20 protein-coding genes and 2 pseudogenes are annotated in these 26,779 nt (G+C 58.3%); 9 read left to right on the top strand and 13 right to left on the bottom strand.

Annotated elements, in window-relative coordinates:
• Nucleotides 1-25: 25 nt before the first annotated feature.
• The 3 genes from ASQ50_RS16365 to ASQ50_RS16355 all read left to right on the top strand — a co-directional run bounded on the left by ASQ50_RS16365 (nucleotide 26) and on the right by ASQ50_RS16355 (nucleotide 2,756).
• Nucleotides 26-760, top strand: coding sequence for an START domain-containing protein (locus ASQ50_RS16365; protein ID WP_058091757.1), 735 nt, complete (start codon nucleotides 26-28; stop codon nucleotides 758-760).
• A 94-nt stretch (nucleotides 761-854) separates the two neighbouring features.
• A complete protein-coding gene (locus ASQ50_RS16360; protein WP_058091756.1) occupies nucleotides 855-1,346 on the top strand; it encodes an HPP family protein in 492 nt (163 codons plus the stop codon).
• Between the two features lie 24 nt (nucleotides 1,347-1,370).
• Nucleotides 1,371-2,756, top strand: coding sequence for a PhoH family protein (locus ASQ50_RS16355; protein WP_058091755.1), 1,386 nt, complete (start codon nucleotides 1,371-1,373; stop codon nucleotides 2,754-2,756).
• 2 nt (nucleotides 2,757-2,758) lie between these two features.
• On the opposite strand, the gene ASQ50_RS16350 is transcribed toward ASQ50_RS16355, so the two are convergent.
• The gene (locus ASQ50_RS16350) at nucleotides 2,759-3,742 is read right to left on the bottom strand and encodes an AraC family transcriptional regulator (RefSeq protein ID WP_227513195.1); all 984 of its coding nucleotides are present in this window, start codon (nucleotides 3,740-3,742) and stop codon (nucleotides 2,759-2,761) included.
• Nucleotides 3,743-3,856: 114 nt separating this feature from the next.
• Here ASQ50_RS16350 and ASQ50_RS16345 point away from each other — a divergent pair, with 114 nt between their 5' ends.
• From ASQ50_RS16345 to ASQ50_RS16335, 3 genes are read left to right on the top strand one after another with little or no spacing between them, the layout of a single operon-like run.
• Nucleotides 3,857-5,470 (top strand): FAD-binding dehydrogenase, encoded by a 1,614-nt coding sequence (locus ASQ50_RS16345; protein ID WP_058091753.1) that lies wholly within the window; start codon nucleotides 3,857-3,859, stop codon nucleotides 5,468-5,470.
• A 4-nt stretch (nucleotides 5,471-5,474) separates the two neighbouring features.
• The gene (locus ASQ50_RS16340) at nucleotides 5,475-6,662 is read left to right on the top strand and encodes an L-lactate dehydrogenase (RefSeq protein ID WP_058091752.1); all 1,188 of its coding nucleotides are present in this window, start codon (nucleotides 5,475-5,477) and stop codon (nucleotides 6,660-6,662) included.
• Entirely contained in the window at nucleotides 6,659-8,317 is a 1,659-nt protein-coding gene (locus ASQ50_RS16335; RefSeq protein ID WP_058091751.1) for an acetolactate synthase large subunit, read from the top strand. Before ASQ50_RS16340 ends, ASQ50_RS16335 begins: the two co-directional genes overlap by 4 nt.
• A 64-nt stretch (nucleotides 8,318-8,381) precedes the next feature.
• Here ASQ50_RS16335 and ASQ50_RS16330 read toward each other — a convergent pair whose 3' ends face one another.
• From ASQ50_RS16330 to ASQ50_RS16310, 5 genes are all read right to left on the bottom strand, one after another.
• Nucleotides 8,382-10,076 carry a methyl-accepting chemotaxis protein gene (locus tag ASQ50_RS16330; protein WP_058091750.1) on the bottom strand — a complete coding sequence of 565 codons (1,695 nt, stop codon included), beginning with the start codon at nucleotides 10,074-10,076 and terminating at the stop codon, nucleotides 8,382-8,384.
• Between the two features lie 148 nt (nucleotides 10,077-10,224).
• A complete protein-coding gene (locus tag ASQ50_RS16325; protein ID WP_058091749.1) occupies nucleotides 10,225-11,577 on the bottom strand; it encodes a sigma-54-dependent transcriptional regulator in 1,353 nt (450 codons plus the stop codon).
• Entirely contained in the window at nucleotides 11,574-13,388 is a 1,815-nt protein-coding gene (locus tag ASQ50_RS16320) for a sensor histidine kinase (RefSeq protein WP_058091748.1), read from the bottom strand. The genes ASQ50_RS16325 and ASQ50_RS16320 overlap by 4 nt, the downstream gene beginning before the upstream one ends.
• 107 nt (nucleotides 13,389-13,495) lie before the next feature.
• Nucleotides 13,496-15,691, bottom strand: coding sequence for a TRAP transporter permease (locus tag ASQ50_RS16315; RefSeq protein ID WP_058091747.1), 2,196 nt, complete (start codon nucleotides 15,689-15,691; stop codon nucleotides 13,496-13,498).
• A gap of 84 nt (nucleotides 15,692-15,775) precedes the next feature.
• Nucleotides 15,776-16,753 carry a TAXI family TRAP transporter solute-binding subunit gene (locus ASQ50_RS16310; RefSeq protein WP_058091746.1) on the bottom strand — a complete coding sequence of 326 codons (978 nt, stop codon included), beginning with the start codon at nucleotides 16,751-16,753 and terminating at the stop codon, nucleotides 15,776-15,778.
• A 222-nt stretch (nucleotides 16,754-16,975) separates the two neighbouring features.
• On the opposite strand from ASQ50_RS16310, the pseudogene ASQ50_RS16305 reads away from it, so the two are divergent.
• Nucleotides 16,976-17,968, top strand: a pseudogene (locus ASQ50_RS16305) (threonine aldolase family protein); the annotation flags it as partial.
• Nucleotides 17,969-18,159: 191 nt separating this feature from the next.
• Here ASQ50_RS16305 and ASQ50_RS16300 read toward each other — a convergent pair.
• The 3 genes from ASQ50_RS16300 to ASQ50_RS16290 are packed head-to-tail and all read right to left on the bottom strand — an operon-like array spanning nucleotide 18,160 to nucleotide 19,771.
• A complete protein-coding gene (locus ASQ50_RS16300; RefSeq protein WP_058091745.1) occupies nucleotides 18,160-18,486 on the bottom strand; it encodes a hypothetical protein in 327 nt (108 codons plus the stop codon).
• The gene (locus tag ASQ50_RS16295) at nucleotides 18,467-19,096 is read right to left on the bottom strand and encodes a DUF2931 family protein (RefSeq protein ID WP_058091744.1); all 630 of its coding nucleotides are present in this window, start codon (nucleotides 19,094-19,096) and stop codon (nucleotides 18,467-18,469) included. The genes ASQ50_RS16300 and ASQ50_RS16295 overlap by 20 nt, the downstream gene beginning before the upstream one ends.
• A gap of 45 nt (nucleotides 19,097-19,141) precedes the next feature.
• On the bottom strand, nucleotides 19,142-19,771 hold the full coding sequence (locus tag ASQ50_RS16290; protein WP_058091743.1) for a DUF2931 family protein: 630 nt from the start codon (nucleotides 19,769-19,771) through the stop codon (nucleotides 19,142-19,144).
• 182 nt (nucleotides 19,772-19,953) lie between these two features.
• Here ASQ50_RS16290 and ASQ50_RS16285 point away from each other — a divergent pair, with 182 nt between their 5' ends.
• Nucleotides 19,954-21,255 (top strand): IS1380 family transposase, encoded by a 1,302-nt coding sequence (locus tag ASQ50_RS16285; RefSeq protein WP_068351333.1) that lies wholly within the window; start codon nucleotides 19,954-19,956, stop codon nucleotides 21,253-21,255.
• A 75-nt stretch (nucleotides 21,256-21,330) separates the two neighbouring features.
• Here the strand turns inward: ASQ50_RS16285 and ASQ50_RS16280 are convergent, their stop codons facing one another.
• Complete coding sequence (locus tag ASQ50_RS16280; RefSeq protein ID WP_076657239.1) at nucleotides 21,331-22,665, bottom strand: T6SS phospholipase effector Tle1-like catalytic domain-containing protein; 1,335 nt, start codon at nucleotides 22,663-22,665, stop codon at nucleotides 21,331-21,333.
• 96 nt (nucleotides 22,666-22,761) lie between these two features.
• Between ASQ50_RS16280 and istA the strand changes: the two are divergent.
• Nucleotides 22,762-23,400: pseudogene (gene istA, locus ASQ50_RS16275) on the top strand (IS21 family transposase); the annotation flags it as partial.
• Nucleotides 23,401-23,511: 111 nt separating this feature from the next.
• Here istA and ASQ50_RS16270 read toward each other — a convergent pair.
• Genes ASQ50_RS16270 through ASQ50_RS16260 form a run of 3 tightly spaced genes read right to left on the bottom strand, consistent with a single transcriptional unit; the run spans nucleotide 23,512 to nucleotide 26,773 of the window.
• Complete coding sequence (locus tag ASQ50_RS16270; RefSeq protein ID WP_058092803.1) at nucleotides 23,512-24,528, bottom strand: tyrosine-type recombinase/integrase; 1,017 nt, start codon at nucleotides 24,526-24,528, stop codon at nucleotides 23,512-23,514.
• Nucleotides 24,525-25,514 (bottom strand): tyrosine-type recombinase/integrase, encoded by a 990-nt coding sequence (locus ASQ50_RS16265; RefSeq protein WP_058092802.1) that lies wholly within the window; start codon nucleotides 25,512-25,514, stop codon nucleotides 24,525-24,527. Before ASQ50_RS16265 ends, ASQ50_RS16270 begins: the two co-directional genes overlap by 4 nt.
• A complete protein-coding gene (locus ASQ50_RS16260) occupies nucleotides 25,511-26,773 on the bottom strand; it encodes a site-specific integrase (protein WP_068351350.1) in 1,263 nt (420 codons plus the stop codon). Before ASQ50_RS16260 ends, ASQ50_RS16265 begins: the two co-directional genes overlap by 4 nt.
• Nucleotides 26,774-26,779: the final 6 nt, after the last annotated feature.

Below are 26,779 nucleotides of genomic sequence, written 5' to 3'. Positions count from 1 at the left end.
CACCTTCATCACGGAAGTGTAGCTTATGACAATGACCAGAGCCCATGGCTTCAAAGGCATGGTGGCGGGCGTACTGAGTACACTCATGTTTCTGACCCTGCCGAGCCTGGCCAGTGAACACCCGCCTCTCCCGCCGGAGGATGCCCGGGAGTGGACCCTGCGCAAGGAAGTCGACAACATTCGTATTTACACCATGGACCAGAGCAATTCCGGGTTTCAGGCCTTCAAGGCCGTGGCCGATCTGGACGTTCCCCTGGAAACCCTGATGGCAGTGATGATCAATCCCGAATCCTGCAAGGAATGGGTCCATAACTGCACCGAATCCTACGCCTTTGGCCAGGGCGACTTCCACGATCGCTACGCTTACTCCGTCAACGATATGCCCTGGCCGGTGACCGACCGGGATTACGTGTTGCGCATACGCACCCGGGGCAACGCCGACACCGGTGAAGTGGTGATGGACCTGAATGCCGTGCCGGGTATGCGGGCGGAATTCAACAGCCGGGTTCGGGTTGATCGCTCAGACACCCTTTACCGTTTCACCCCGAACGGCGACAAAACCCGTATGGTCTGGGTTCAGCACACAGAACCCAACGGAGCTCTCCCCGGTTGGCTGGTGAATAATCTGCTGGTCGACATTCCAGTGAAATCCCTGCAAGCGCTGGAGGCCGTGGCCAAAGAAGACAAGTATCAGGGCTACCAACTTGAATGGGGCGAAAACGGCAATCTTCAGGCGGTTGTCCCCGCTGACCAGCCGTGACCAAGGGTTGATCAAGACACAGAGACAGGGGTGACGGACAGCCAAGGAACGGCTAAGCTTCATCAAAAGGACTGCAAATGGAAGAAGCCCACCAATGAGCGTTCTCGCCCATGAAATCATGACCCCAACCGTTAAAGCCGTACCGCACCACTGGACCATGGACCGGCTGGCGCGTTTTCTGACGGACAACGAAATCACCGGCAGCCCGGTAACAGACGACAACGGCGACATCATCGGCATCGCGACGCTCAAGGACATCACCGAATTCCGCTGGAACGCCAGCCGCACCGGTGATCAACCGCAGCTGACCCCCGAGGAACAGGAAGAAGCCCGTCGGCTACGCATGGTTATCTTTGAAGAGATGGGCAAAGTGCCGGTTGAAGTGCGAGATATCATGACCCCCATCGTACTTTCGGTTGACGAAGATACCCCGGTGCGAGACATTGCCAATATCATGATGCGCGAACACCTGCACCGTATTTTTGTCACCAGGGATTCAAAAATTACCGGTATCATAACCACTTACGATATGCTGAAGCTGATTTCCCAGAAGGAACTGACGCAACGCTGCGCCGAGAACGACTGAGCCACCAGAGAGGTAGCCCTACCTATGCCAAGAGCACCGCAAGCTCGCCGAAAGATGTACGTCCTCGACACCAACGTCCTGATACACGACCCGAACGCCCTCCTGAATTTTGAAGAACACGACGTCATCATCCCGATGACGGTTCTCGAAGAACTCGACAGCCTCAAATCCGGCAAACAGACCGTCGCCGCCGATTGCCGCCAGGCCATTCGCAACATCGACAAATTGTTGGGGGATGCCAGCCCGAAAGTCATTGAAAAAGGTGTACCGATTGTTCGCGGCAAAAAGGCAGAGCCACTGGGCACCCTGTCGATTATCATGAGCACCGAGGGCATCGGCACTCATTCCCTACCGGAACACCTGAACGACAACAAGATCATCAACACCCTGGCCGCCCTTCAGGCCCGGCACAAATCCCGCGACATCATCCTCGTCAGCAAAGACATCAACATGCGCCTGAAAGCCCGGGGCTTTGGCGTAGAGGCCCAGGACTACCACAACGACCAGTTGCTGGACGACATCGATCTGTTACCCAAGGGCTACAAGGAGTTCCAGAACTCCTTCTGGGATAACATCGCCAAGGTAGAAACGGTACAGCGTGAAGGGGTCACCGAACACCTGCTCAAACGCGAGGGCGAACTGGCCAGACTGAACATCAACGAGTTCGTGATTGATGAGCACGGTTTTGTCGGCCAGGTGGTGGACATCTCCGACGACCAGCTGGTGATCAAAGACCTGCACCAACACGACCTGATGAACGAGGAAGTCTGGGGGCTGGTGCCACGGGATATCTACCAGGCCATGGCCCTGCACCTGCTTCTGGACCCGGACATCCACCTGGTTAACCTGACCGGCTCCGCCGGCTCTGGTAAAACCATCCTGGCCCTGGCTGCCTGCATTGAAATGACCGTGGCCAGCAAGCTTTACAAGCGAATCATCGCCACCCGCTCTACCCAGGGGCTGGACGAAGACATCGGCTTTTTGCCTGGCACCGAGGCGGAGAAAATGGAGCCCTGGCTGGGCGCCATCGTGGACAACCTGGAAGCCCTGCACGAAGACGATGAGAACATGACCGCCAGCGTCGACTACATCCTCAGCAAAGTGCCGCTGCACTTCAAATCCATGAACTACATCCGCGGCCGCAGCTTCCAGCACAGCCTGATCATTATTGACGAGTCCCAGAACCTGACGCCGCACCAGATCAAAACCATCATCACCCGTGCCGGTAACGGCTCCAAGGTGATTTGCCTGGGCAACCTGGCGCAGATTGATACGCCTTACCTCAGCCCGCTAAGCTCCGGCCTGACCTACATGACCGAACGCTTCAAGGGCTTCCGCCACGGAGGCCACATTCACCTGCAAGGTGTACCGAGGTCGGTGCTGGCGGAGTTCGCCGAAGCCAACCTGTAAGCCTAAAATGCCTCCAGCTTGCGCCAGCGCGCCGGGGGCATCCCCGTCCAGCGGTGGAAGGCCCGGTAGAAGGTACTCGGTTCGGCGAAGCCGAGCGATAGTGCAATATCCGCCAGGGACTGGCGGGATTCTCGCACGGCCGCCAGGGCAAGTTCCTGGCGCACCTCATCCAGCAAGCTGTTAAACGTGTAACCCTGAGTCTCCAGCCTGCGCGCCAGCGTCCGCTCACTGATACCCAACGCTCCCGCTGCCTCTGCCCGACGGGGCAAGGTTGGCCCAACACGTGCCACCAGCCATTGCCGCAGATCCTCTGCCGACACCGCTCCCTTTTCCAGGGCGGCCAGGCGCCCGGCATTGTATTGCTCGTGTACCTGAGCCAGGGCCGGGTCTGCCTGTGGCAGGGGCTTGTCCAGCACCTCATGACTCACCAGCAGCCCGCTGAATGCCTGCTCAAAATCCACCGGGCAGCCAAACACCTCCCGATAACCGCGAACCGGCCCCAGCCGGGCCTGGCTGAACTGCACCCGCACCGGCCGCACCGCCGATCCCGCTATCCAGTCTGTCAGGCTCACCACCGCCGACAATACGGCCTCAATCTGGTGCGGACTGAATGCCAGCCGGCCCTGCCTTGGATGGTAGACAATCCAGGTACCCCGACTACCGGGCAACATCTGGAAGCGCCCACCGTCAGAGATCAGGCGCTGATATTTCTGCACTAGGGTAATGGCTTCGCGCAGCGTCGCCGCACTCTGCATGGCAAAACTGACGGCATCAATGCTGGCCGGGCGCACGCCCGTGCCCACTTTCAGACCAAAACCCGGATCGTGGGTACAGCGCTCGGCGGCGTGCCAGAGCTGGGTAATGAAATCGATGGGCCAGCGCTCCCAGGCCAGTGCCTGTGCTGGCAAGCCCGCAGTTTCGAGCAACACGGTGTCGCCAACCCCCAGGCGGCGAGCGGCATCGATCACGGTGTTGACCCACCCCATGGAAACGGTGGCCTCTAAAGTCAATTATTCTGGCCTCTGAAGTCAATTCAGATCCGATCATAGCGTTATATGGTCTGTAACAACAAAACCAAAAACACAGTTTGGACATGCACCATGGCAAAACCTGATTGCTCAGACATCCTGATTGCCGGCGGCGGCCTGGCGGGCATGGTTACCGCCCTCGAAGCCCTGCGGGCGGGCAAGACTGTTACCATCGTTGACCGGGACACTCCCGAACGCTTTGGCGGCCTCGCGTTGTGGGCCTTTGGTGGCATGGCGCTGATCGACACCCCACTGCAGCGGCGTATGGGAATTGCCGACTCGCCGGAACTGGCCCTCCAGGACTGGCTGCGCTTTGGTGAACTGGACCCCAATGATGAATGGCCCATGCAATGGGCCCGCTACTACGTTGAACATTCCCGTTCCGACGTGCACGACTGGCTCGCCAACGAGGGCATTAAATTCATGCCGGCGGTGAACTGGGTAGAACGTGGCCGGTTTGGCGATGGCAATAGTGTGCCCCGCTACCATGTTACCTGGGGCACCTCCCGGGAATTGGTGCGCTGCATGGTTAACGCCCTGCATGAGGAAAATGCCAGCGGCCGCCTCACCATTCATCACCGCCACCGGATCACCGGGCTGGACCATCAGGCGGGTGAGGTCTGCGGCGCCATTGCCATCAACGAGGAAACCGGCGAAGAGGTCCGGTTTGAGGCTCCAAGTGTGGTGCTGGCCATGGGCGGCATCAACGGCAGCCACGCCGAATGCCGGGCCAATTGGCCCAAACATCGCCCGCAACCGGCCACCATGCTTAACGGTGCCCATCCGTTTGCCGATGGCAAGCTGCACCACTGGGCCAAAGACCACCTGGGCGCGCGCATTACCCACGCCGGCGAAATGTGGAACTACGCGGCGGGCTTTCCCCACCCCTACCCGCATTTCCCGGGCCATGGCTTGTCTACCATTCCATGTAAATCCGCGCTCTGGCTGAACCACCGGGGCGAGCGCATCGGGCCGGAGCCCCTGGTGACCGGCTTCGATACCCACTGGCTTTGCCAGCGCGTGGCCGAACAGGAGAAACCCTGGACCTGGCACCTGCTGAACCGCCGCATCGCTCTGAAAGAATTTGCCATCTCCGGCGCTGAACACAACGCCCGCATCCGGGACAAACAATTCCCGCTGTTCCTGAAAGAACTGTTGCTGGGCAACAAACCGCTGTTGAATCAGATGCAGAACGAAAGCCGTCACTTCCTGGTGGACGACACTCTGGAAGGGCTGGCGAAGAAAATGAATGCCCTGACCTGCTCTCTGGACATTGACGCTGCCACCCTGAAAGCCACCGCCGATGCCTTCGATGCCAATTTCAGCAAGGGCAATCAACTGAACAACGATCCGCAAATCCGCATGATTCGCCACGCCCGCCAGTGGGGGCCGGACCGGCTGCGCACCTGCAAACCGGCGCCGCTGCAGAAGCCAGGGACCGGCCCCTTCATCGCCATTCACATGCAACTGACCACCCGCAAGAGCCTGGGCGGCCTGCGCACCGACCTGCAAAGCCGGGTGCTGGATGCCAGCGGCCAGCCCATCCGGGGCCTGTACTGTGTGGGTGAAGCAGCCGGTTTTGGTGGCGGCGGCAGCAACGGCAAGCGATCACTGGAAGGCACCTTCCTGCCCGGTTGCATTCTGACGGCCCGGGCGGCCGCCCGTTCCATCACCAACGGAGGCTGACACCATGCCCCTGAGTTATCCGGCCACTGCCGCCGATTACCAGATCCTCGCCCGCCGCAAACTGCCCCGTTTCCTGGCAGACTACCTGGACGGCGGTGCCACCGAAGAGCAAACCCTGCGGGCCAATGTCAGCGGCTGGCAGGATATCGCCCTGCGCCAGCGTGTTCTGATTGATGTCGACAACGTAGACACCCGCGCCCAGCTGGCCGGCCAATCCTGCGGCATGCCAGTGGCCCTGGCGCCCCTGGGGCTGGCCGGAATGATGGCACAACGGGGAGAAGCCCAGGCAGTAAAAGCCGCCAATGCGGCCGAGGTGCCTTTCACCCTCTCCACCGTTGGCATATGCCCGTTGGCAGAAGTGAAAGCAGCCGCCACGGCGCCGTTCTGGTTCCAGTTGTACATGATTCGCGACCGGGGCTACGTAGAAAACCTGCTGAAAAAAGCCTGGGATTCCGGCTGCCAGACGCTGATCTTTACCATCGACCTGCCCCTGCCCGGCCCCCGGCATCGGGACACCCGTAACGGCCTTAACAGCGCCGGCGCCCGTTCTGTTGCGCTCAAAGCGCAGCAACTGCTATCCAGGCCCGGGTGGCTATGGCAGGTAGCGATAAAAGGTAAACCCCTGACCTTTGGCAACCTGAGCGACGCAGTGCCAGAGGCCAGTAACCTGGACTCCTTCAAGCAGTGGGTGGATACCCAATTCGATGCCTCCGTTACCTGGCAGGCCATCGAATGGCTGCGGGAACGCTGGCCAGGGAAACTGATCCTGAAAGGCATACTGGAAGTGGATGATGCCAAAGCAGCCGTCAACGTCGGTGCCGATGGCATCGTGGTCTCCAACCACGGCGGTCGTCAGTTGGATGGTGTGGCCGCCACCGCTCGCAAACTCCCGGATATCGTGGCCGCCGTCGGCAACGACACCGAGATCCTGGTGGATGGCGGTATCCGCAACGGCGTGGACGTTTTCCGCGCCCTCGCCCTGGGGGCTAACGGCGTGATGGTTGGCCGCCCCTGGGCCTGGGCCCTGGCGGCGGAAGGCCAGGCCGGATTAACCCGACTCCTGAACACCTGGCAGCAGGAACTGAAACTGGCCATGACCCTGACCGGCGTCACCCGAATTGCTGACATCAGCGCGGCCCACCTGGATCTGCCAAACACACACAAATTGACCCAAGCTGGAGAACAACAATGACCAACGGCGCTCAGGCACTCATGAAAACCCTGGTGGATTCGGGTATTGAAGTCTGCTTTACCAACCCCGGCACCAGCGAAATGCATTTTGTCGCCGCCCTGGACAGCGAACCCAAGATGCGAGCGGTACTGGCCCTGTTTGAAGGCGTGGCCACCGGTGCCGCCGACGGCTACGCCCGGATGGCCGACAAACCCGCCGCCACCCTGCTACACCTGGGCTGCGGCCTGGGCAACGGCCTGGCCAATCTGCAAAACGCCCGCAAAGGCAAGGTGCCGGTGGTCAACATTGTTGGCGACCATGCCACCTACCATGTGAAATACGACGCCCAGTTGCAGTCTGACATCGAAACCGTGGCCCGCAACATCTCCCCCAATTTTGTGCGCACGTCACAAAGCACCGAAGCCCTTTGCCAGGACGCCGCCGAAGCCATCACTGCGGCCCGGGGTTTACCGGGCCAGGTAGCCACGCTGATTCTGCCGGCGGACGTGTCCTGGGGCGAAGGCGGCAAGCCTTGTGCCGCGCCCACTCAACCGCAAGCGCCTGCAGCTGAAGATAGCGCTGTTAAAGCGGCCGCAGAAGCCATTAAGAGCGGTAAGAAAACCGCCCTGCTGCTGGGTGGCCGCGCCCTGCGTGAGCCCGCCCTGCTGGAAGCAGCACGCATTGCCGCTCACAACGGTGTCACCCTGTTTGCTGAAACCTTCCCGACCCGCATTGAACGGGGCGCCGGCCTGCCGCCGGTGGAGCGGATTGCCTACCTGGCAGAACTCGCTACCCTGCAGCTCTCCGAGTTCGACCATCTGATTCTGGTGGACGCCAAGGCGCCGGTCTCCTTCTTCGCCTACCCGGGAAAACAGAGTTACCTGGTGCCGGACAACTGCACCGCGCACACCCTGAGCGCGCCGGAACAGGATGCCACCGCCAGCCTCAAAAAGCTGGCCGATACCCTCGGTGCCAGCAGCGCTCAACCAAAGCTGCAGGCGCCTGGCCGCCCCGGACTGCCGAAAGGCAAACTCACCGCTGAAAAGGTTTGCCGGGCAGTGGGCGAACTGATGCCCGAGAACAGCATCATTGTGGACGAATCCATCACCTCCGGCCTGATGCTCAACGCCATGACCGCCGGCTCGCCGAGGCACGACATGATCACCCTCACCGGCGGTGCCATCGGGCAAGGCATGCCGAACGCGGTCGGTGCGGCCATCGCCTGCCCCGACCGCCAGGTTTACGCGCTGATCGGTGACGGCACCGCCATGTACACCAACCAAGCCCTGTGGACCATGGCGCGGGAAAACCTGAACGTGACCACCATTATCTTCAACAACGCCTCCTACTCGATCCTGAACGTAGAACTGGAACGGGTTGGCGCCGAAGAAGCCGGAGCCAAGGCCAAGTCTCAACTCGACATCAGTGGCCCGGTCACCAACTACGCGTTACTGGCCCAGAGCATGGGCGTGCACGGCATCCGGGTAACCACCGCGGAAGAGCTGATCAAAGCCATGGAATACGCCAAACACAACCCCGGCCCGCACCTGATTGAGGCGGTGGTGCCGGAATCCCTGAATGGCATGAAAAGAAAGGTGCTGCCCTGGCTGCTGAAATCACTGCCGAGCCTGCCAAGGCCGCTGACCAAAGCCCTGAAAAAGAAAATCGCGCCCTGATCCGGACAAAAAAGGCGCAGACCACTTAAGTGACTGCGCCTTTTAACGAAGTATGTAACTCTTCTCAGACCCGGTAGCGGCTGACCTCGTCAGTCAGGTCACCGGCCAACGCCTTGAGGCGCTGGGTCGCTTCGCCGGCGCGACGGGTACCCTGGGCAGTCTGCTCTGAGATTGCCACGATTTCGTGGACATTCTGGTTGATGGTTTCCGACACGCTGGTCTGCTCTTCGGCGGCACTGGCAATCTGCGTGTTCATATCGGTAATCGTATTCACTGCCTGGGATATACGCTGCAGTGCCTCGTTCACCTGTCGGGTTTCTTCCACCGTTTCCTCGCTGCGCTCGCTGATGGCGCCAATCAGCGTTACCGCCTGCTGGGCACCTTTCTGCAGCCGCTCGATGGTCGCCTGAATCTCCTGAGTGCTCTGCTGGGTCCGGCTGGCCAGAGTGCGTACCTCGTCGGCAACCACGGCAAAGCCACGGCCGGCTTCACCGGCGCGGGCCGCCTCGATGGCGGCATTCAGGGCCAACAGGTTGGTCTGGTCGGCAATCTCCCGAATAACTTCCAGCACACTGTCGATCTGGCGGGAATCCGTGCCTAGTTTTTCAATGACCTGGACACCTTCTTCCACCTGTTTGGAGAGCCCGCCAATCACTTCGATGGCCTGGTACACCAGCCCCTGGGCATCGGTTACCTGAGCGGTGGCGTGGCCAGCCGAATCCGACGCCTCACTGGCATTACCGGCCACTTCCTGCGCGGCGGCTGTCATCTCGTTCATGGCGGTGGCCACCTGGTCACTTTCCGATTTCTGGCGCTCAACACCCTGCTCGGCCTCCACCATGACTTCGTTCAGCTCGCCAGTGGTATCATTCAATGTCTCGGCCGACTGGCGTACCTGCCGGACCAGCCCATGGACCTGATCCGCAAAGCTGTTGAACGCCGTGGCCAGCTGTGACAGCTCATCCCGGCCCGAGACCTCCAGCCGACGGGTAAGATCCCCATCGCCACTGGCAATGCCATTCATCGCCGTCACCGCCGACTTCAACGGGCGGATGATGCCGCGAACCACCACCAGGGCCAGGAACACAATAATGGCCAGGGCAATCAGGGAGGTGGTCACCGAGCCAATGATCGCCTCACCCAAGGAATCTCCGACCCGCTGTTCCATGGAAGCAACCTGAGATTCCAGGCCGTCAATCCAGAATCCGGTGCCAATCATCACGCCCCATTTCGGCAGCATTTCGGCGTAACCCAGCTTGGGGGCTACGTTGCCGGTTTCCGGGTGTTTCCAGCCATAGGGTACATAGCCGCCACCGTTGCGAGCAGCCTGAATCAGCTCCCGGATCAGGTAGGTGCCGTTCGGGTCCTGAAAACCCCAGAGGTTACGGCCTTCCAGGGTGGGATTGACGCCGTGCATTACCGAGACACCTTCCGTGGTATAGGCGAACAGATAGCCCTCGCTGCCGGAGTCGTCAAAACGCAATTGCCGCAAGATATCCCAGGCCTGCTGCTGGACCTCAGGATCATTGGCCGAGCCCGGCTGCTCATAGAGGTGCTGGATGGAAGTTTTTGCCAGTTCCAGATAGTTGCGCAGTTCCTGGCGCTTGCTGGCCTCCATGTCTTCCGAGAAGCTGGCAACCGCCTGCTCCCCGATCGAGCGGGCCTGATTCAGGTTGTAGGTGGTCAGCAATGCAGTCAGAACAATAACCGGCACCAGTGCCAGCAACAGCACCCTCGCCTGGATGGTCAAATTCTTCATTTGGTGTGTTTTCCGTGGTTGGAATGGCTGTCGGAGAAGTCCGCTAAAAAAAGATTAGCAATCCTACAGAGAAACACACGACAGATTTATCGAGGAAACCTCGTAGTTTGTAAAACCGGTGCAACCAGGGCGTTATCTTTTGTAACGGTCAGTCTTTGAACTCGGCTTTGTCCAGCCCGTGTTTCTTCATTTTGTCATACAGCGTCTTGCGGGCAATGCCGAGCTGGACCATAGTGTCCTTGATGCTGCCATGGCAGGCGTTCAGCGCGCTGACAATGGCGGAGCGTTCAAAGCCGTCCATCATCTCCGACAGCGTTTGCCGGCTGGCGATACTGGGGCCGCTTGCCGAGTCACCTTCTGCCAGTGCTGCTGGCCCCAACAGGACATAACGTTCAGCCAGGTTACGCAGCTCACGCACGTTTCCCGGCCAGGAATGCTGCATCAGCCGGGCTGCCTGGCGGGCGTCCAAAGGCACACTCTCGCGGTCATAGCGAGCGGCAGCAATCAGCACAAAGTGATGGAACAGTTTGGGGATGTCTTCCTTCCGCTCCCGCAACGGCGGAATATCCACTTTCACCACATTTAGTCGGTAATAAAGGTCGGACCGGAATTCTCCCTTGTCACTCAGTTCTTTCAGATCGGATTTGGTGGCGGCGATAATACGCACATCCACGTCCACGACCTGGTTGCTGCCAAGCCGCTCAACCCGTTGCTCCTCGAGAACCCGGAGCAGCTTAATCTGCAACGGCATGGGCATACTCTCCAGCTCATCCAGGAACAGGGTTCCCCGATGAGCGTGTTCTATCTTGCCTATACGTCGTTTGTCAGCACCTGTGAAGGCGCCGGCCTCGTGCCCGAACAGCTCGCTTTCGATCAGATTCTCGGGCACAGCGCCGCAATTGATCGCAACAAAATTGTGTCTGCTGCGTGGACTGTTTTCATGGATATATCTGGCCAGCGCGTCCTTACCGGACCCCGTCTCACCATGCAGGAGCACGTTTGCGGAGATATCCAATACCGGATCAATGGTCGCCATCACTCGTTGCATAGCCGGCGAATCGCCCAGCATCCGGGGGCCGGGGCGGGCGAGGTGTCGGAGCTGAGCTTTCAACCGTCGGTTCTCAAGCGCCAGATGCCGTTTTTCAAGAGCATGCCGCAGAAGTTCAATCAACTCCTCGTGATCAAACGGTTTCTCGATGAAATCGTAGGCACCCTGCTGCATGGCCGATACCGCCGTGCTGATATCGCCCTGACCAGTCAGCAGTATGACCGGAATATCTTCATCAATCTGCCGGATGCGCTGCAACACACCCAGGCCGTCCATGCCCGGCATGTTGTAATCACACAGGACGATGCCTTCGAAATCCGGATGAACCTCCTGCAAGGCTGACGCACCATCCGCAAAACAGGCCACCGGGATATCCTCCAGCTCCAGGGTCTGTTCCATCAGTGGCCGGATATCCGGGTCGTCATCGACAAAAATGACTGAAGCGGTTGTCATTCCTCTGCCCTACGCTGTTTCAATTTGAGAACGAACTCGGCCCCCGGACCATCGTCACGATTGTGGCCGACCAGGTTTCCGCCCAGAGCTTCAACGATCTGACGGGAAATGGAAAGCCCCAGGCCCAACCCCTGTTTGACGGAGCGGGTGGTAAAAAACGGTTCGAACACCTTCTCTGTGTTACCGGGAAGGCCATGCCCATTGTCTCGAACCCGGCAACGCCAGTTCCCCTCTTTCTCATCAATCATGATCTCGATCAACGGCTCGTCAGGGCCTTCAACCGCCTGAACCGCGTTCGCCACCAGATTGACCATCACCTGCTCGATCCGGATCAGATCGCCGTGGCACATGACCGGCTGCTCCGGGCGATGCCAATCGATGGCAATGCCGCTACTGCTGTGCTGGGCACGAATAATCTTGAGGGCTCCATCCACCGCCAATCTGAGATCAACCACCGACGGGGGGCCCTCGGATTTTCTCGCGAACACCTTAAACTGTCGGATGAGCTCCGCCATCTTGTCGCACAGGGCAACAATTTCCCCCAGGTTGGCATCCACCATATCGGTGGCGCCCCGCTCCAGAAACTTCCGACTGTTGCGGGCATAACCCTGGATAGCGGTCAGGGGCTGATTGATCTCGTGGTTCAGACCCGCCGACATTTGTCCGAGCACCGCTAGCTTGGCCGCCTGGATGAGCTCTTGCTGGGTTTCACGCAACTCCGTCTGGGCTCTCTCCCGCTCCTGTATCTCTTCCAGCAGTTGATCATTGGAACGTTTAAGATCGGCTGTCCGCTGAGCAACGCGACGCTCCAACTGCTCTCCCCTCAAGGCCAGTTCACGTTCCCGCCGGTATCGTTCGCGGAGATACAACCAGGTAAGGAACCCGGCCAGGAACAAGGCCAGCCCGCTGACCAGGAAACCGGCGCGGGTCCAGAGCAATGATCGTGTCTCGGTCAGTACCATCAGGCTCCAGTCCAGCCTGGGCAGGTCCACCTCGACGGTCAGGTACGTGCCAGCACTGTTGCTGTCCCGTAACTGAATCCGTGTGGAATAATCCGCCAGCCCCCACGGCTTGCCAGTGACAGAGAAGTCAACAGGCTCTAAATCCCGCTCGGGGTATCGCTGCCGCACGCGGGCGGTTTTTTCGGCCTTGTCACCTGGCCGAAAGTCCCGATACAACCACTGGCTGCGACTGGACAGAAAACTGATGCCGTCGCCATCCAGCACCACCATTTGCGCCTGCTGGGTCGATTCTGGCCGGTGCCACTGCGACTCCAGCTCATGGACCAATATCTTGATGGCTACGACCCCGAGCATTTTGCCCCGCTGATCGCGCACCGGATGAGTGAAGTACAGACCACGCTCCAGGGACCGTATACCCAGTGCGAAATAGGCCACTGAATCTCCGGTTTGCACGGCTTCAGAAAAGTAGGGGCGAAACGCGTAATTATTGCCGACGAAGGTGTCCGGCTGGCCGAAATTGTTGGCCGCAATCGTCAAACCAGACAAATCCATCAGGTAGATATCTGAGCCGCCGACAATGGTCGCCATTCTTTGCATCTGCTCGTTTGCCCGATGCAGGGTCACAGCATCATTCGGTTGCTTGAGTGCATCGGCTAACAGGGGGTGTTCGGCGATAAGAGCAGGAACCGGCAGATACCGGTTCAGCTCGTTCGCAACCAGTTGTCGGTACCGGAAAGCCTCTTGCAGGGCCTCCTGCTCCAGCTGGCGATAACCGTACCAACCGCCCAGAAGCCAGGACAGCAGCATGATGACAACCAGAATCACAACGACGCTGAAGCGCTGGAGCATGGAATTCAGTTCCGAAACATCAAAGAGGGGCTTCGGCCAAGCCTAGCGCCCCCGGACCGGCAGGACAACCTGCTCAGCGGCAGGTTGTCCTCCGGGTACTGGCCATATCAGGCTGCGGCCAGAGCCGGCGCACGCTTGCGCTGGATGAGCATGGCGATTACCGCCAGCGCGATACCCGCCAGATCCGTCCACAAACCACCCTCGATGGTCAGCAGGGCCGCGGCCACCAGTAACAGCCGTACCAGAACCGGGGCGGACGACCGTGCGAACCAACCCAGCACACCGGCAGACAGCAGGTACACGCCAAAGGTAGCGGTAATCAGCGCGCGTCCGATTTCGAACCACCCTCCTTCCATCAACAACGCACTGTTGTAGAAGAACATGAAGGGCACGATGAACGCCGCAATGCCGATCCGGAATGACGCGACCGATGTGGACATGGCGTTGGCACCGGAAATACCCGCCGCCGCATAAGACGCCAGTGCCACAGGCGGCGTGATGGCCGAGACCACGGCAAAGTAGAATACAAAGAAGTGCGCCGTCAGCGGTTCAATCCCCAACTGCACCAGACCCGGGGCCACGACCGAAGCTGCAACGGCATAAGCTGCAGTGGTCGGCATGCCCATGCCCAGCAGAATGGAAATAAACATGGCAAACACCAGGGCCAGCAGATGGCTGTGGGCCGCCACATCCAGCAACAGCACCGAGAACCGGGCGCCAACGCCGGTGAGTGAGATCACACCCACAATGACACCGGCGGCCGCACAGACCACGATGATCTGAATCGACATATAGGCCGCTATCTCAAATGCATGCAGAATCTGCCGCAGGCCCATCTTGTTGGGGGAAATCCAGCTGACCACCGCCGCAGAAATCGTGGCCAGAGTACCGGCACGGATCACCGAGTAGCCCTGGAACAACGCCACGATGAGAATAATGATGGGCACAAACAGGTATACCTGGCGCAGCATCAGGCGCAAATTGGGCAGCTCGTCTTCTCGCATGCCGCGCATTCCCAGCTTCTTGGCCTCGAAATCGACCATGAAGTAGACCGAGGCGAAGTACAGAATCGCCGGAATGATCGCCGCAATGGCAATTTCGGTATAGGGAATACCGGTAATCTCCGCCATGATGAAGGCACCCGCACCCATGATCGGCGGCATGATCTGCCCGCCCGTAGACGCTGCTGCTTCAACCGCGCCGGCGGATTCCTTGCTGTAGCCAACCCGCTTCATCAAGGGGATGGTCAGGGAACCAGTGGATACCACGTTCCCGGCACTGGTGCCGTTGATCATACCCATCAGGCCAGAGGCGAAAATGGAGACTTTGGCGGGACCACCCCGGGACCGGCCAGCCGCTGCAAAGGCGAAATTCACAAAGTAGTCACCTACCTTCGACGCCTGCAGAAACGCGGCAAAGATAATGAACAAAATAATGTAGGTGGAAGACACTGCCGTGGTCGGCCCGAGAATACCGGCATCGGTATACACCTGGCTGAAGAAGCGCTGAACCGACAACCCGGGATACCCCAGAAAGCCCGGAAGGTAGGGGCCGGCGAAGACGTAGGCCAGAAACACCAGCGCAATCACCACCAGAGCCATACCGGCTACCCGGCGGGTAAGCTCCATAATCAGCGCGGTACCGGCCACGGCGGCGAAAGAGATACCCACGGGGGCGAACGCTGTGCCGGTGGTCATCCGCATGGAGGTGTTGAACACCACCAGCAGGTAGGCAGCAACCGCAACGGAGCAGATAATGAGAACCAGATCCGGCACGCTGAACCGGGCACGGTCGCGCTGGTGGAACCAGCTCATGACAATACCCACACCGGAAGCCGCCAGCAGCGGCCAGCCAAAATGCCAGGTTTCCAGTTCCGCGGGAATACGCAGGGTGCCACCCAGAATCATCTGGTGAAACGCGTAAGTCTGGTACAGCGCATAGAGCGCTGGAATCAGTGCCACCGCCGCAAACCAGGTGGTCCAGCGATGCCGTGCGGCACCTTCTTCACCGGAAACGAAGCGGGCACCGGCAAACAGGATAAAGCCCAACACCAGGGCACCGGCCACGTGCACAATACGAAAGGACCAGGTTTCCATGGGCGACACGTTCAGGGTGTAGAGGTGAAACGCCGAATAGGCAATCGCCAGCAACACCACGAACTTCAGCAAAATACCGGTGTACAGGCGACGGTTCGCCTCTACCGGTTCTTCATCCACATTGTGGGCCAATACATGGTCTTCATTGACCGTCAGGTTTTCTGCCAACTGCGTTTCGCCGCCGGCATGGGATTGTTCTTTGGTCATGATAAGTCCTGCCTGTCTGAGAGGCGGTGAATCGGTATCGACCGGATGCCGAAGGGTCATCAGGCGACCCTTCGGCCAGGTTCATTACTGCTTGATGGCTGCGTCTTCGATGGGATAGCCGTTCTCGTTGAACCAGCGTGCTGCACCCGGATGCCAGGGCAGTACCTTGTTCTTGGTGTAGTTCTCGGGGACGGAGTTGCGCGCTGCCTTATGGATCGACACCATCTTGTCGTTGTTCTCCATGGTCAGCTTGGTGATTTCATACACAAAGCTTTCCGGCATATCGCAGTTCACCATGGCGAAGTTCCACATGGAGACCACACGGGACGGAGCATCCAGGGACTGGTAGGTGCTGGCCGGAATCACGAATTCAGACACCGGGAAGTTATCGACGATCTTCTTGGCTTCGTCATCGTTCATGCCAATCACGTTAACGTCGGTCTGCACTTCCAGCTGGCTGACCGCCGGAATGGGAATACCGGCAGCGAAGGCCACCACATCAATCAGACCGTCCTGAAGCTGGCCACCGAGGTCTGACCAGCTGCCGTTACGGCGCTCGAACTTGACGCCCAGCGTTTCCATCATGCGCGGGAAGTAGGTATCTGAGGTGGAACCGGCCGGCCCGAAACCAATGGTGGCGCCGTCCGGAATCTCGGAGACGCTGGTGATACCGGAGCTGGACAGCGTGGCAATGGAGAACGGGGTTTCATACATCGGGAACATGGCACACACGTTGTCCATCTTCATGCCCGGGGCCAGCGGGCTCTCGCCTTCCATGGACTCACGGGCCGGGCCCATGGTGGTCAGGCCAAACTTCAGATCTCCGGTGTGAACCAGCGCCATGTTCTGAACCGGGCCACCGGTGATTTCAGCACCACCAGACACCCCCAGATTCTCCGCCACGAAATTTGCCCAGCCGGAGCCATAGGCAAAGTAGGTGCCGCCCTGGCTTGCCGTGCCAACGGTAAAGCTCTCAGGCCAGCCGGCACGATCCTGGGCAATCACAGGGCCAGCAACAACGGAGGAGGCGATCGCAGCCGCCAGAATGGTTTGAAGTTTCATAAGAAATGCTCCCGATTTATCTTCTTGGTTGGGTGCTGATGAGACCTGCCCGGCCTCGCTGGGGGCGCTATCAGCAAGGGCCAGGCCAGTTAGTAAAAATACTTACAAAACAATAGATTGGTTTCTTATTAGACAAATAGACGAAGAACATTGGGTGGCTAACCACCCACAATAAAACCAATAATGGGTGAATATTCACCCAAAATATTTTCGGGAGAACCAATGTCAGACTCGGAGCAATTCGCCAGCGATAATTACAGCGGTATCTGCCCCCAGGCCTGGAACGCCATGGAGCAGGCCAATCAGAAGGACGAACCTGCCTACGGCGAAGACAGCTGGACAGCTAAAGCGGCAGACCAACTACGCGAAGTATTTGATACCGACTGCGACGTTTACTTCGTGTTCAATGGCACAGCCGCAAACTCGCTCGCTCTGGCGTCCATCGGACGGTCCTTCCACAGTGTCATCTGCCACGAACTGGCCCACATCGAGACCGATGAATGCGGCGGCCCGGAATACGCCTCCAACGGGGCAAAACTGTTGCTGGGTACCGGTGCCAACGGCAAGCTGACCCCGGAAAGCGTGGAACACCTTGTCACCAAACGCAGCGATATTCACTATCCCAAACCCAAGGCCCTGAGCATCACCCAGGCAACGGAAGTGGGTACCCTTTATTCCCCAAAAGAACTCCGTGCGCTGCGCGCAGTGGCCGACCGCCATAGCCTGAACATTCATATGGATGGCGCGCGCTTTGCCAACGCGGTAGCGGCGCTGGACGTGCACCCTTCTGAAATCACCTGGAAAGCGGGTGTCGACGTGCTCTGTTTCTCCGGCACCAAGAATGGCCTGGCCCTGGGTGAAACGGTCATTTTCTTCAACCGTAAACTGGCCGAAGACTTTGAATGGCGCTGTAAACAGGCGGGACAACTCGCCTCAAAGATGCGCTATATCTCAGCCCCCTGGTGCGGACTGCTCACGGACGATACCTGGCTAAAAAATGCCAGGCACGCCAATGCCTGTGCCGAACGGCTGGAGCACGGATTGCGCGGTATTGACGGCGTATCCCTGCGTTACCCCAGGCAAGCCAATGGTGTGTTTGTGGATTTACCGGAAACGACCCAGGCTGCGCTGAGAGCGAAAGGGTGGAAGCTCTACAACTTTATTGGCGGCTGTTCCCGGCTGATGTGCTCCTGGTCGACCTCGGAGGAGCAGGTAGATCGGTTTTTTGCAGGATGTTCGGGAGTTTGCGGGGGTATCTGGGTAGAAGCGACAAATCGCATGCTACGTGGATTGTTTGGCAAAGGGCAGCCTGTTCTCCATCCAAACTTACTCATTGGGACCGATGGGTGGCCCCTGCATTGGTTTTGTCGCGCACTAGCTAACCCTATGGTGCTGCCAATGGGTGGCTACCACGGCGACGGCATACTTCCCTCATCAATCAACTCCTGAGTTTGCAATCGGTAGCCGCTCGGATCCCCTTCAACCACTTCGGCTTGGACGTTCTCGATCAGCGGCGTGTGGAAATCGTGGCTGCGATCATAGTTGCAGGTAGAGCAGAACGCTTTCCACCAAGCAAGAGCTTCCCCCTTACCCGAAAACCCAACAATCAGAGTATGGTTGCTGTCTTCAAGCGGGTAGTCTCGATACCACTTACGCAACTTGTCATCAAGATCCTCGGGCAGCGAGAGGGTAACTTCATAGAGAGGTTGCTTCTCAATTTCCTGCGTCGCCATCTGACTGACGAATCAACCACATCGGTGGCGGCGGAATGGTTCCCCTCTCCACGTGCTCTCCAGTTCTTACGTTGTAGCGGCCAGGGTCTCCGTCAACGACTTCTCCCTTAACATTCTCGACCAATGGCGTGCTGAAATCGTTGCTGCGATCGTAGTTGCAGGTATTACAGAAAGCCTCCCACCAACCCAGTGCCTCTCCCTTACCGGAAAATCCGACAATCAAGGTATGGATATAATCATTACGCGGGTAGTCCCGATACCACTTACGCAACTTGTCATCTAGGTCCTCCGGCAACGATAGGGTAACCTCGTAAAACTTTTCGGTCCGGTGGGAAAACCAACGGGCATAGATTTTGCTGGGCGCCGGTTTGGGACCCAATACGGCCACACCGCCCATTGGAGGATGTTGATCAAAGCCGTGCTCAATTCCACCAGCCGGCACTCTCCAGGATTGATCAACGATTACTTCTTCAACCCACACGGGCCACCCTTCAGGCCCTCCCGCCACGGACACGGCGAAGTCGTACTTTCGGGGTTCCGATGAGCAGGCTGTGACTAAAAGCGACAGCAGGATAATCACCCCGATTCTGAGAACCGTGTTATTGCGCACTCACCCTCCCCGAATCACAATTCCGTTAACCTGAGTAGTTACTTCTCAATTTACTGCATCACCATCAGCCCGACGGCTGAGCCAGGCTGGTGGTGGCGGAATAATTCCTTCCTCTACATAATCGCGAGTTCTGACGTTGTAGCGGCCAGGATCACCTTCGACAATTTCAGCGACAACGTCTTCAGCCAGTGGCGTGTGGAAATCGTGGCTGCGATCATAATTGCAGGTGTTACAGAACGCCTCCCACCAGGCAAGTGCTTCGCCTTTACCCGAAAACCCAACGATCAGAGTATGGTTGTAGTCATCAAGCGGATAGTCTCGGTACCATTTGCGCAGCTTGCCATCAAGATCCTCGGGTAGCGAGAAGGTGACCTCATAGAACGTTTGGGTTCGGAAAGAAAACCAGCGGGCGTGCACGGTGCTGGGGGCAGGTTTAGGGCTTATACCCACAATAGCTCCCCCGGGGGGCACGCGATCATAACCGCCACGGAGTGCCCCGCCACGGGCACTCCACGTTTCATCGAAGGAAATATCTTCTACCCAAACTGGCCATCCCTGCGGCCCACCCGCAACAGAAACGGCAAAGTCGTACTCGCGGGGCTCCGAGGAACAAGCTACAGCGAGGAACGAAAACAGGATGGTAAAGGTTGCCCTGAGGACGCTTTCACTGTGCACTTGCAACTCCTACCGAAGATGGTTCTATGGCTTTGCTCGGCTTGTTAAAGAAAACCGAGCGTTTGCCCGAGGACTCTGGGTCTAACCCGGATTTCTCACGAGGGGATAAAAGAAAGCGGCTGAAAGCGGTATAATTTCAGGACCTTACACCGTTCACTAAGCACCAACAGCCGCTATCCGAAATGGTACCTGAAAAACTGACCTTCTCGCCACTCTCTCGCCGCCAAATTGAAGCCGATTTCTCCGGTGGCCACATCACCTCCGATGCCGGATTGCTCCTGCTTCGCGAAGTCGACAAACAACACCAGCTCACTCAGCGCCTGGCTACGGTGCTGGACGATGCCCGTAATCCCGTGCTGGTTCGCCACAAGCTTCAAACCATGGTCCGGCAGCGGGTCTTTGGCGTGGCTGCCGGGTACGAAGACCTCAACGATCACGAGGCGCTACGCGCTGATCAGGCACTTCAGACCGCAACCGGTGAAGATGCCATTCTGGCGGGCAAATCGACCTTGTGCCGGATGGAACAGCGCGTGGACCGGCAGGCGGTGATCAACGCCCACGAACTGCTGTGGCATCACTTCATTGAACAGCACGAGACTCCACCCAAGGAAATTGTGCTGGATTTTGATGGCACTGACATTCCAGTGCATGGCGACCAGCCCGGCAAGTTCTTTAACGCCTACTACGATCACCATTGTTACTTCCCGCTGTACGTGTTCTGCGGCCGTCACCTGTTGGTGAGCTACCTGCGCACCAGCAATCGAAGCGACAGCCGCCACAGCTGGGCCATTCTGGCCCTGCTGGTGAAGTTCATCCGGCAGTACTGGCCGGATACCCGCATCGTGTTCCGGGGTGACAGCGGCTTCTATCGCCCCCGATTGCTGAGCTGGTGCGACCGGAATAACGTGGATTACCTTGTGGGCATCAGCAAAAACAGCCGGCTGCTCAAGGAGGTGGACGTGCCCTCGATGCTGGTTCGCAGGGCTCACGGGGAGTTGGGAGAAAAAGTCTCTGCCACCTACCGGTTCCAGTACCAGGCCCACACCTGGAAATACCCTCGCTGGGTGGTGGCTCGCCTGGAAGAAGGTGAGTTTGGCTCGAACCCTCGCTTCGTGATCAGTTCCCGCTATGACGACGGCCTCAAGCTCTACTACGAGCAGTACTGCGCCCGTGGCGATATGGAAAACCGGATCAAGGATCAGCAGTTGTGTCTGTTCGCAGATCGCACCTCCAGCACGCGGTGGTGGACCAATCAGTGGCGGTTGCTCCTATCGGGCTTTGCCTACACGTTGTTCGAGCGATTACGGGCCCACTTGAAGAAGACGCCCTTCGAGAGAATGAGCGCCAGTAACCTGCGGCTGAAACTGATCAAGGTGGGCGCGGTCATCATTCGCAACACTCGGCGCATACGGGTGTTGATGAGCGATGCCTATCCTTACAAAGACGAACTCTCTGACCTGGTACGTCAACTGGTTCCGGGATAGAAGCCCGGGCTCCCCCGGCCCGATGCAATGGGGGAAAGGGGGTCGTGTGTCCGGACAACAGAAATTGATCGGTTATTAGTCAATCTCGGCCGCAAATGAGCGGTAATGGCGGTAACCTGCACAGTCTGCGAGACTTGCCGGGGACCTATGAGAAATCCGGGCTAACCCAAATTTGTAGATACTATGGGAAGTATGGATAAACCCATGCAGGTAATCCCTGGATGTTTCCAGCGAGCCTCCTGCCGACTGCCAAGACGCGATTGCTGACTGGAGGGCGGAAGGTAGTGCATGATCGATATCAGTCAGATCCAGTCCACCCAATGGAACCTCCGCTTGCACAGCTAATCCATGCATCCGGTGTAGGTTGTATATCGCCAGCTCCTTACGTGTACGCCTTCGCTCCTGCACGTGGATGTCTCCATTTGGCTGGGGCACCGCCACCACAGTCCGGCCTGGGCGCGCGTACTGTGCTTCAAGCTGTGGAATCGCTGTGCGCTGAGTATGGCCTCCGTCCGCAAGACCCGAGTGGATACCCAGAACAATCTTCTCAATATTCTCGAAGCCCTTGTCCGGATTTTCATAACCGCCGCCGACATCGGAATGGGCACCCGGTACGGCTATTTCCGTAAAGTGTGATGGCCCACTACCGTTGCCATCCATAATACTGCTCAATGGGAAATTCTTGCGGATCTCATGATGGGCCGTAAGGTGCACCACCCGTTCGGCACTGCTGGGCGAAAGGTTCAGGTTAAAGTCCAGGTTGGCGTTGTCTCCAGGTAGGTAAAAACTACCCACCGTATCGAATAAGCCGACAAAATTTACCCGCGCCTTCACACCAGGAGGGAAAGCCGATACCGATTTGACCCCCAGCATCGGCGCAAACAAAGAGGCGCCCTTAAACTGGGGCAGCAGGACTGTTTCCGGTTGTTCATTAATCAGATTGACAAAATGTCGGGCCAGGGCCGCGCCACGGCTGAAGCCGAATACATCGAAGACTACTTCTTCATAGTCCCCAGCAAAGATATCTCTTCGCATCCGTCTAATCGCAAACTCTATCCTGTCATGTCCACCTTCGGGCCCAATGCCCAACCCCAAGCCCATGAGGTCCTCCGAGGCCTCAAAGCCGTTCGGAGTGTGCTGGCCGTCAATGGTGCCTGGTCCATTCACGTAGATTCTTCGATAGTTGCTGCCAAGGCCATCGTCACGATACAGGTCATACAACTTCGCCACATTCGTCACATCGCGGTTCGCCAGGATCTGATCATTGCCCCGATGGTTGCCAGTGCCATCAAAAAACACCCCCAGGCGAAGGGTTTTGCCAGACTGCGTATTCCAGACCAAGGTTGCCACTGATTCCAGACGAAGCCTGCCACCCATTCCACGCGAAAGCTGCCACTGATTCCACGGCAAAGCTGCCACCCCGGCAGGCTGCCTGATTTCCCCATCAAAACGTCCGGCGCGGGATAACTAACGGTACTCTGCTCCTTTTCATCCGGAGAGGGCCAGATGCCAGCGAAGAGGTTATCCATGCGTAAAATCAAAGAAGTCCTTCGCCTCAAGTGGGAGCGAGGGCTGAGCAATCGTCAGGTTGCGGCGGCCTGCGGCGTCAGCCGCCCGACCGTGAGCGAATACCTGCGCCGCACAGCTGAGGCCGGTTTGAGCTGGCCGTTGCCAGCGGACTTGGACGAGGCCCAACTGGAGCAACGGCTGTTCCCGCCACCACCGGATCTGCCGGCACAGGCCCGAGGCATTCCGGACTGGCAGCGGATCCACGATGAGCTCCGGGGCAAGAACGTCACACTGTTCCTGCTCTGGCAGGAATATCGGCAAGCCAACCCCGATGGCTATCAGTACAGCTGGTTCTGCGAGCACTACCGGGCCTGGCGGGGCAAGCTGGATCTGGTGATGCGCCAGGACCATCGGGCCGGTGAGAAGCTGTTCGTGGACTATGCGGGCCAGACCGTGCCCATTATTGATCGCACCACTGGAGAAATCCACGAGGCGCAAGTCTTTGTGGCCGTTATGGGCGCGTCCAACTACACCTATGCCGAAGCCACCTGGAGCCAGTCGCTGCCAGACTGGATTGGCTCCCATATCCGGGCCTTCGAGTTCCTGGGCGGCGTGCCGGAACTGGTGGTTCCGGATTATGTGTCCCGGCACATAATCCGGATTATGTTCCCTATCCCATTATGTTTCGTTCACTTTGGAAGACCTTGAAACCATAGGGAGGCCCCCTTGCACTGGGGCACATAACGATCACAGGGATTCCAGCCATTGCAGCAGCTCGGAATTGGATCGCCATACTGGCTTTCGGTGGGACTCCGCCGGAGAATCCCAAATAGGCTCACAGGTGCGGAGCGCGTCCACTTTCATTCGGAGGGTGATCTCGGCGTATCGGTTGGTGGTCTCCAAACTGACGTGTCCAAGCCAGGCGCGGATGACGTTGACCTCGACACCTGCTTCAAGCAAATGCACGGCCGTCGTGTGGCGTAAGACATGGGGTGAGATGTGCCGCACTGTGCCATCTGCGCTTTTCTTCACCACCTTGACGGTATGACGCCGCACGATCTTGTAGATACCAAATCTGGTCAGCGGCGCACTGTTGCGGGCTAGGAAGACAGCGTCATTGGAGTGGCGTCGTTGCCGATTTTGCTCCAGTAAGTCCTGCATCAGACCCGCCGTTCGCGTCCACAAAGGACAGGTACGCCATTTGTCACCTTTACCATGCAGCCGTACTCGGGGCTCAGAACCGAGTTCCAGGTGCGTTGCGCGCAGATCCGCTACCTCCTGTACGCGTGCTCCGGTGTTATAAAGGAAGCGAAGCAAGGCTTGGTCGCGCAGAGCCTGAGGGTGGTCGGTGGGCAAGGCAGCGAACAGAGCATTAATCTCGTCGCGTTCGAGATACAGAGTCTCGCCCGGTTGCCAGCGTTTGACGGGAATGGAAGCAATTTGCTGTGCTTCCCCGAGCACGCAGGGCTCACGGCCGGCAAGATACTCGAAGAAGGTATGCAGCGCCGCCAGGCGCTGGTTTCGGGTTCTAACCCCATTACCACGTTCCTGTTCAAGGTGTTGCAAAAAATGGCGCACTCGCTCGCCAGTGAGATCAGCCAGTTCCAAGCGGGTGATCCGGCAATGCTTATCCTTTGCAGCGAATTGCAAGAACAGGCGCAGGCTCTCCTTATAACTTCGGATACTGGCCGGGCGCAGCCCCCGTTGGCATTTAAGGTGATCCTCTACGAAGGCAAAGACGAGACGCCCCAATTGATCCGTCATGATAGCTCCTCCTCTCTGCGGGGATCGGCGAATCGCTCGAACCGTTGGCTCGCCTCCCGGAGCAGTGCTTCGGTGATGGTCAGATACCAGGCAGTCGATGCCGGGTCGGCATGGCCCATGAAGGTTGATAGATGAAAGAGCCGTTGATTGGGATCCACGCCGGTGCGATACCAGCGGAGCAGAGTTGCGACCGCGAAGGAATGGCGCAGGCAGTGCAGATGAGGTTGGCGTACGCCAGGTGGCACGTACGGATCCATCTTCAGTATCAAGTGGTGAAATGTCTGACTGACCGTCTCAATACGCATTGGCTTGCGCTCTGGGAAAAAGCTGAAAGAAAATACCGGATCATCCGGCTGCCATGGCCCATACCGATCAACGCCAAACTGTAGATAGACAGCGATCTGTTGCGCCATGCGCGGGCCAAAGGGGACCAAACGCGTCTTGCCAAACTTGCTCTTGTCGATCACCAGAAGGCTGCGCTGGCAATCGACGTCGCGATACCGAAGATGCACAATCTCGCCGACACGCAGGCCCAAACCGTACATCAGCGAGAAGATTGTTCGGTAGACCATGCCACGACAGGGTGCCCGGGAATTGTCCGGAAGCTGTGACGCCAACGTCAGGATGTCTTCCACCTGAGCCGGTTCGAACAGGAAGGGTTTAAGCTGGGAAGTCACCGGCTGAGGGTGAGCACGAACCGGAGAATGCGCTAGCCGCTCCTGGGCCACCTGCCAGGCAAAAAAGCAGCGGAGCACCCCCAAGAGGTGGTTATAGCTGCGTGGGCGAGTGCGTGGCCGCGAAGCGAGAAAGGCCTCAATCAACGCCGGTTGCACTAACGCCGCATCACTCACCCGTTCCTCGACCAAAAAGCGATCGAATAATTGCAAGGCGAGCTCTTCAGTATCAAATTTTCGGCCCAGCGCGCGCTTGTAACTCAAGTAAGCCGAAAAATCCTTGCCCAGTACGCTGTGGAAGGAGGCGGTCATGGCAGCACCTCCTCGTGGCCCAGCGCCACCATGCGCAGGGTTTCCACGTCCACCTTGGTATAGATGCGGGTGGAACTTGGCGATGCATGACCAACGTAATCGCCGATGACCTTGAAGTTGAACTCGGCATCGACCAATCGCTGTACGCAAGTGTGGCGCAAGGTGTGCGAACCTGGGCGACGGACATTAATACCCGCTTTGCGCAGGTAGTGCGTCGCGCGGCTGGACACAGTAACCGCCGTCACAGGTCGGACGGGCGCCAGAACCCGGAAAAACAGCCTTCGCTCCTCGACGTGTGGGCGTGCATTTTTTAAGTAGTCGAGAATAGCTTCGCCTACCACTGAAGAGAGAGGGTACGCAGTGGTGTGTCCCGCCTTGCGCTGCGGCACCAACAGGCGTTCTCTCTTCCAGTCAATATTCTCCAGTGTCAATCCGGCCACCTCATGGCCGCGCAGTCCATACGTGACGAGCAAAAGTAGAATGGCATAGTCGCGCTTGCCCAGAGCACTGCGCCGATCAACAACATCTAGCATGCGCCGGACGTCGTCCCAGGAGATCGAACGCGGGAGATCGGCCAGCTGATACCGACGCGGGGACTCTACGGTAGCGCCGAGATCGCGATTGATCAGCTGCTCGCGGTACAGGTAGCGCAGGAAGACTCGCAAGGAGCTGCACAGCCCCGTCATAGAATGCGGGCTCAATCGGCGACCGCTCTCCACCACAAATGCACTGAGTATGGCTGGAGTGAGCTCGGACAAATGCAGCAGGTTGATTCGCGCCAGGTAGGCTTCCAGGTTATGCAGATAATGGCCATAGTGCCGGAGAGACAGCTCGCGCAGGCCCCGTTCTTCACGCAGATAAACAAAGAACCCCGGTGCCTGAACCAGGAAGGGATCTTGACTGGTCCGTCTCCGACCTGTTCCGCGGAAATCGGGCAACATCAGGGACAGCAATTGCTCGATCGGTGTACGAGCATCATTAGCCACCCATCGCTTTGCCTGGTATGCGTTCTTGGCGTGAACCTTTACCCAGTGCTTTACATAAGGCTCGACATGAGTCGGAAGCTCGCTCCACTGCGTGGCACCATGATCGCGAGCAAACTCGCCAAACTGCCTCAGGAGTGGGACTCGCCGCAAGATTACCCTGGGCCTGTATCCGTGCCCGGCTAACCACGCAACGTACTGCTCAATCGGTTCCGCGATCCAGGAAGCGCGGATCGCATCGATGGTATCGGGCTTAACGAAGTAATGTTCTAACATGACAAT

This window comes from Marinobacter sp. LQ44, assembly GCF_001447155.2.
Taxonomy (GTDB): Bacteria; Pseudomonadota; Gammaproteobacteria; order Pseudomonadales; family Oleiphilaceae; genus Marinobacter.
The sequence above is the reverse complement of the archived record's forward strand: the minus strand, read 5'-3'. Positions and strand labels throughout refer to the sequence as shown.

Bases quoted from the DNA above. Each gene is read 5' to 3' on its own strand.
- ASQ50_RS16320 (WP_058091748.1), bottom strand. From the start codon at position 13,388: ATGCTCCAGCGCTTCAGCGTCGTTGTGATTCTGGTTGTCATCATGCTG.
- ASQ50_RS16335 (WP_058091751.1), top strand. From the start codon at position 6,659: ATGACCAACGGCGCTCAGGCACTCATGAAAACCCTGGTGGATTCGGGT.
- ASQ50_RS16265 (WP_058092802.1), bottom strand. From the start codon at position 25,514: ATGACCGCCTCCTTCCACAGCGTACTGGGCAAGGATTTTTCGGCTTAC.
- ASQ50_RS16360 (WP_058091756.1), top strand. From the start codon at position 855: ATGAGCGTTCTCGCCCATGAAATCATGACCCCAACCGTTAAAGCCGTA.
- ASQ50_RS16300 (WP_058091745.1), bottom strand. From the start codon at position 18,486: ATGGCGACGCAGGAAATTGAGAAGCAACCTCTCTATGAAGTTACCCTC.
- ASQ50_RS16350 (WP_227513195.1), bottom strand. From the start codon at position 3,742: ATGGGGTGGGTCAACACCGTGATCGATGCCGCTCGCCGCCTGGGGGTT.
- ASQ50_RS16345 (WP_058091753.1), top strand. From the start codon at position 3,857: ATGGCAAAACCTGATTGCTCAGACATCCTGATTGCCGGCGGCGGCCTG.
- ASQ50_RS16330 (WP_058091750.1), bottom strand. From the start codon at position 10,076: ATGAAGAATTTGACCATCCAGGCGAGGGTGCTGTTGCTGGCACTGGTG.
- ASQ50_RS16340 (WP_058091752.1), top strand. From the start codon at position 5,475: ATGCCCCTGAGTTATCCGGCCACTGCCGCCGATTACCAGATCCTCGCC.
- ASQ50_RS16270 (WP_058092803.1), bottom strand. From the start codon at position 24,528: ATGACGGATCAATTGGGGCGTCTCGTCTTTGCCTTCGTAGAGGATCAC.
- ASQ50_RS16310 (WP_058091746.1), bottom strand. From the start codon at position 16,753: ATGAAACTTCAAACCATTCTGGCGGCTGCGATCGCCTCCTCCGTTGTT.
- ASQ50_RS16355 (WP_058091755.1), top strand. From the start codon at position 1,371: ATGCCAAGAGCACCGCAAGCTCGCCGAAAGATGTACGTCCTCGACACC.
- ASQ50_RS16365 (WP_058091757.1), top strand. From the start codon at position 26: ATGACAATGACCAGAGCCCATGGCTTCAAAGGCATGGTGGCGGGCGTA.
- ASQ50_RS16260 (WP_068351350.1), bottom strand. From the start codon at position 26,773: ATGTTAGAACATTACTTCGTTAAGCCCGATACCATCGATGCGATCCGC.
- ASQ50_RS16285 (WP_068351333.1), top strand. From the start codon at position 19,954: ATGGTACCTGAAAAACTGACCTTCTCGCCACTCTCTCGCCGCCAAATT.
- ASQ50_RS16325 (WP_058091749.1), bottom strand. From the start codon at position 11,577: ATGACAACCGCTTCAGTCATTTTTGTCGATGACGACCCGGATATCCGG.
- ASQ50_RS16315 (WP_058091747.1), bottom strand. From the start codon at position 15,691: ATGACCAAAGAACAATCCCATGCCGGCGGCGAAACGCAGTTGGCAGAA.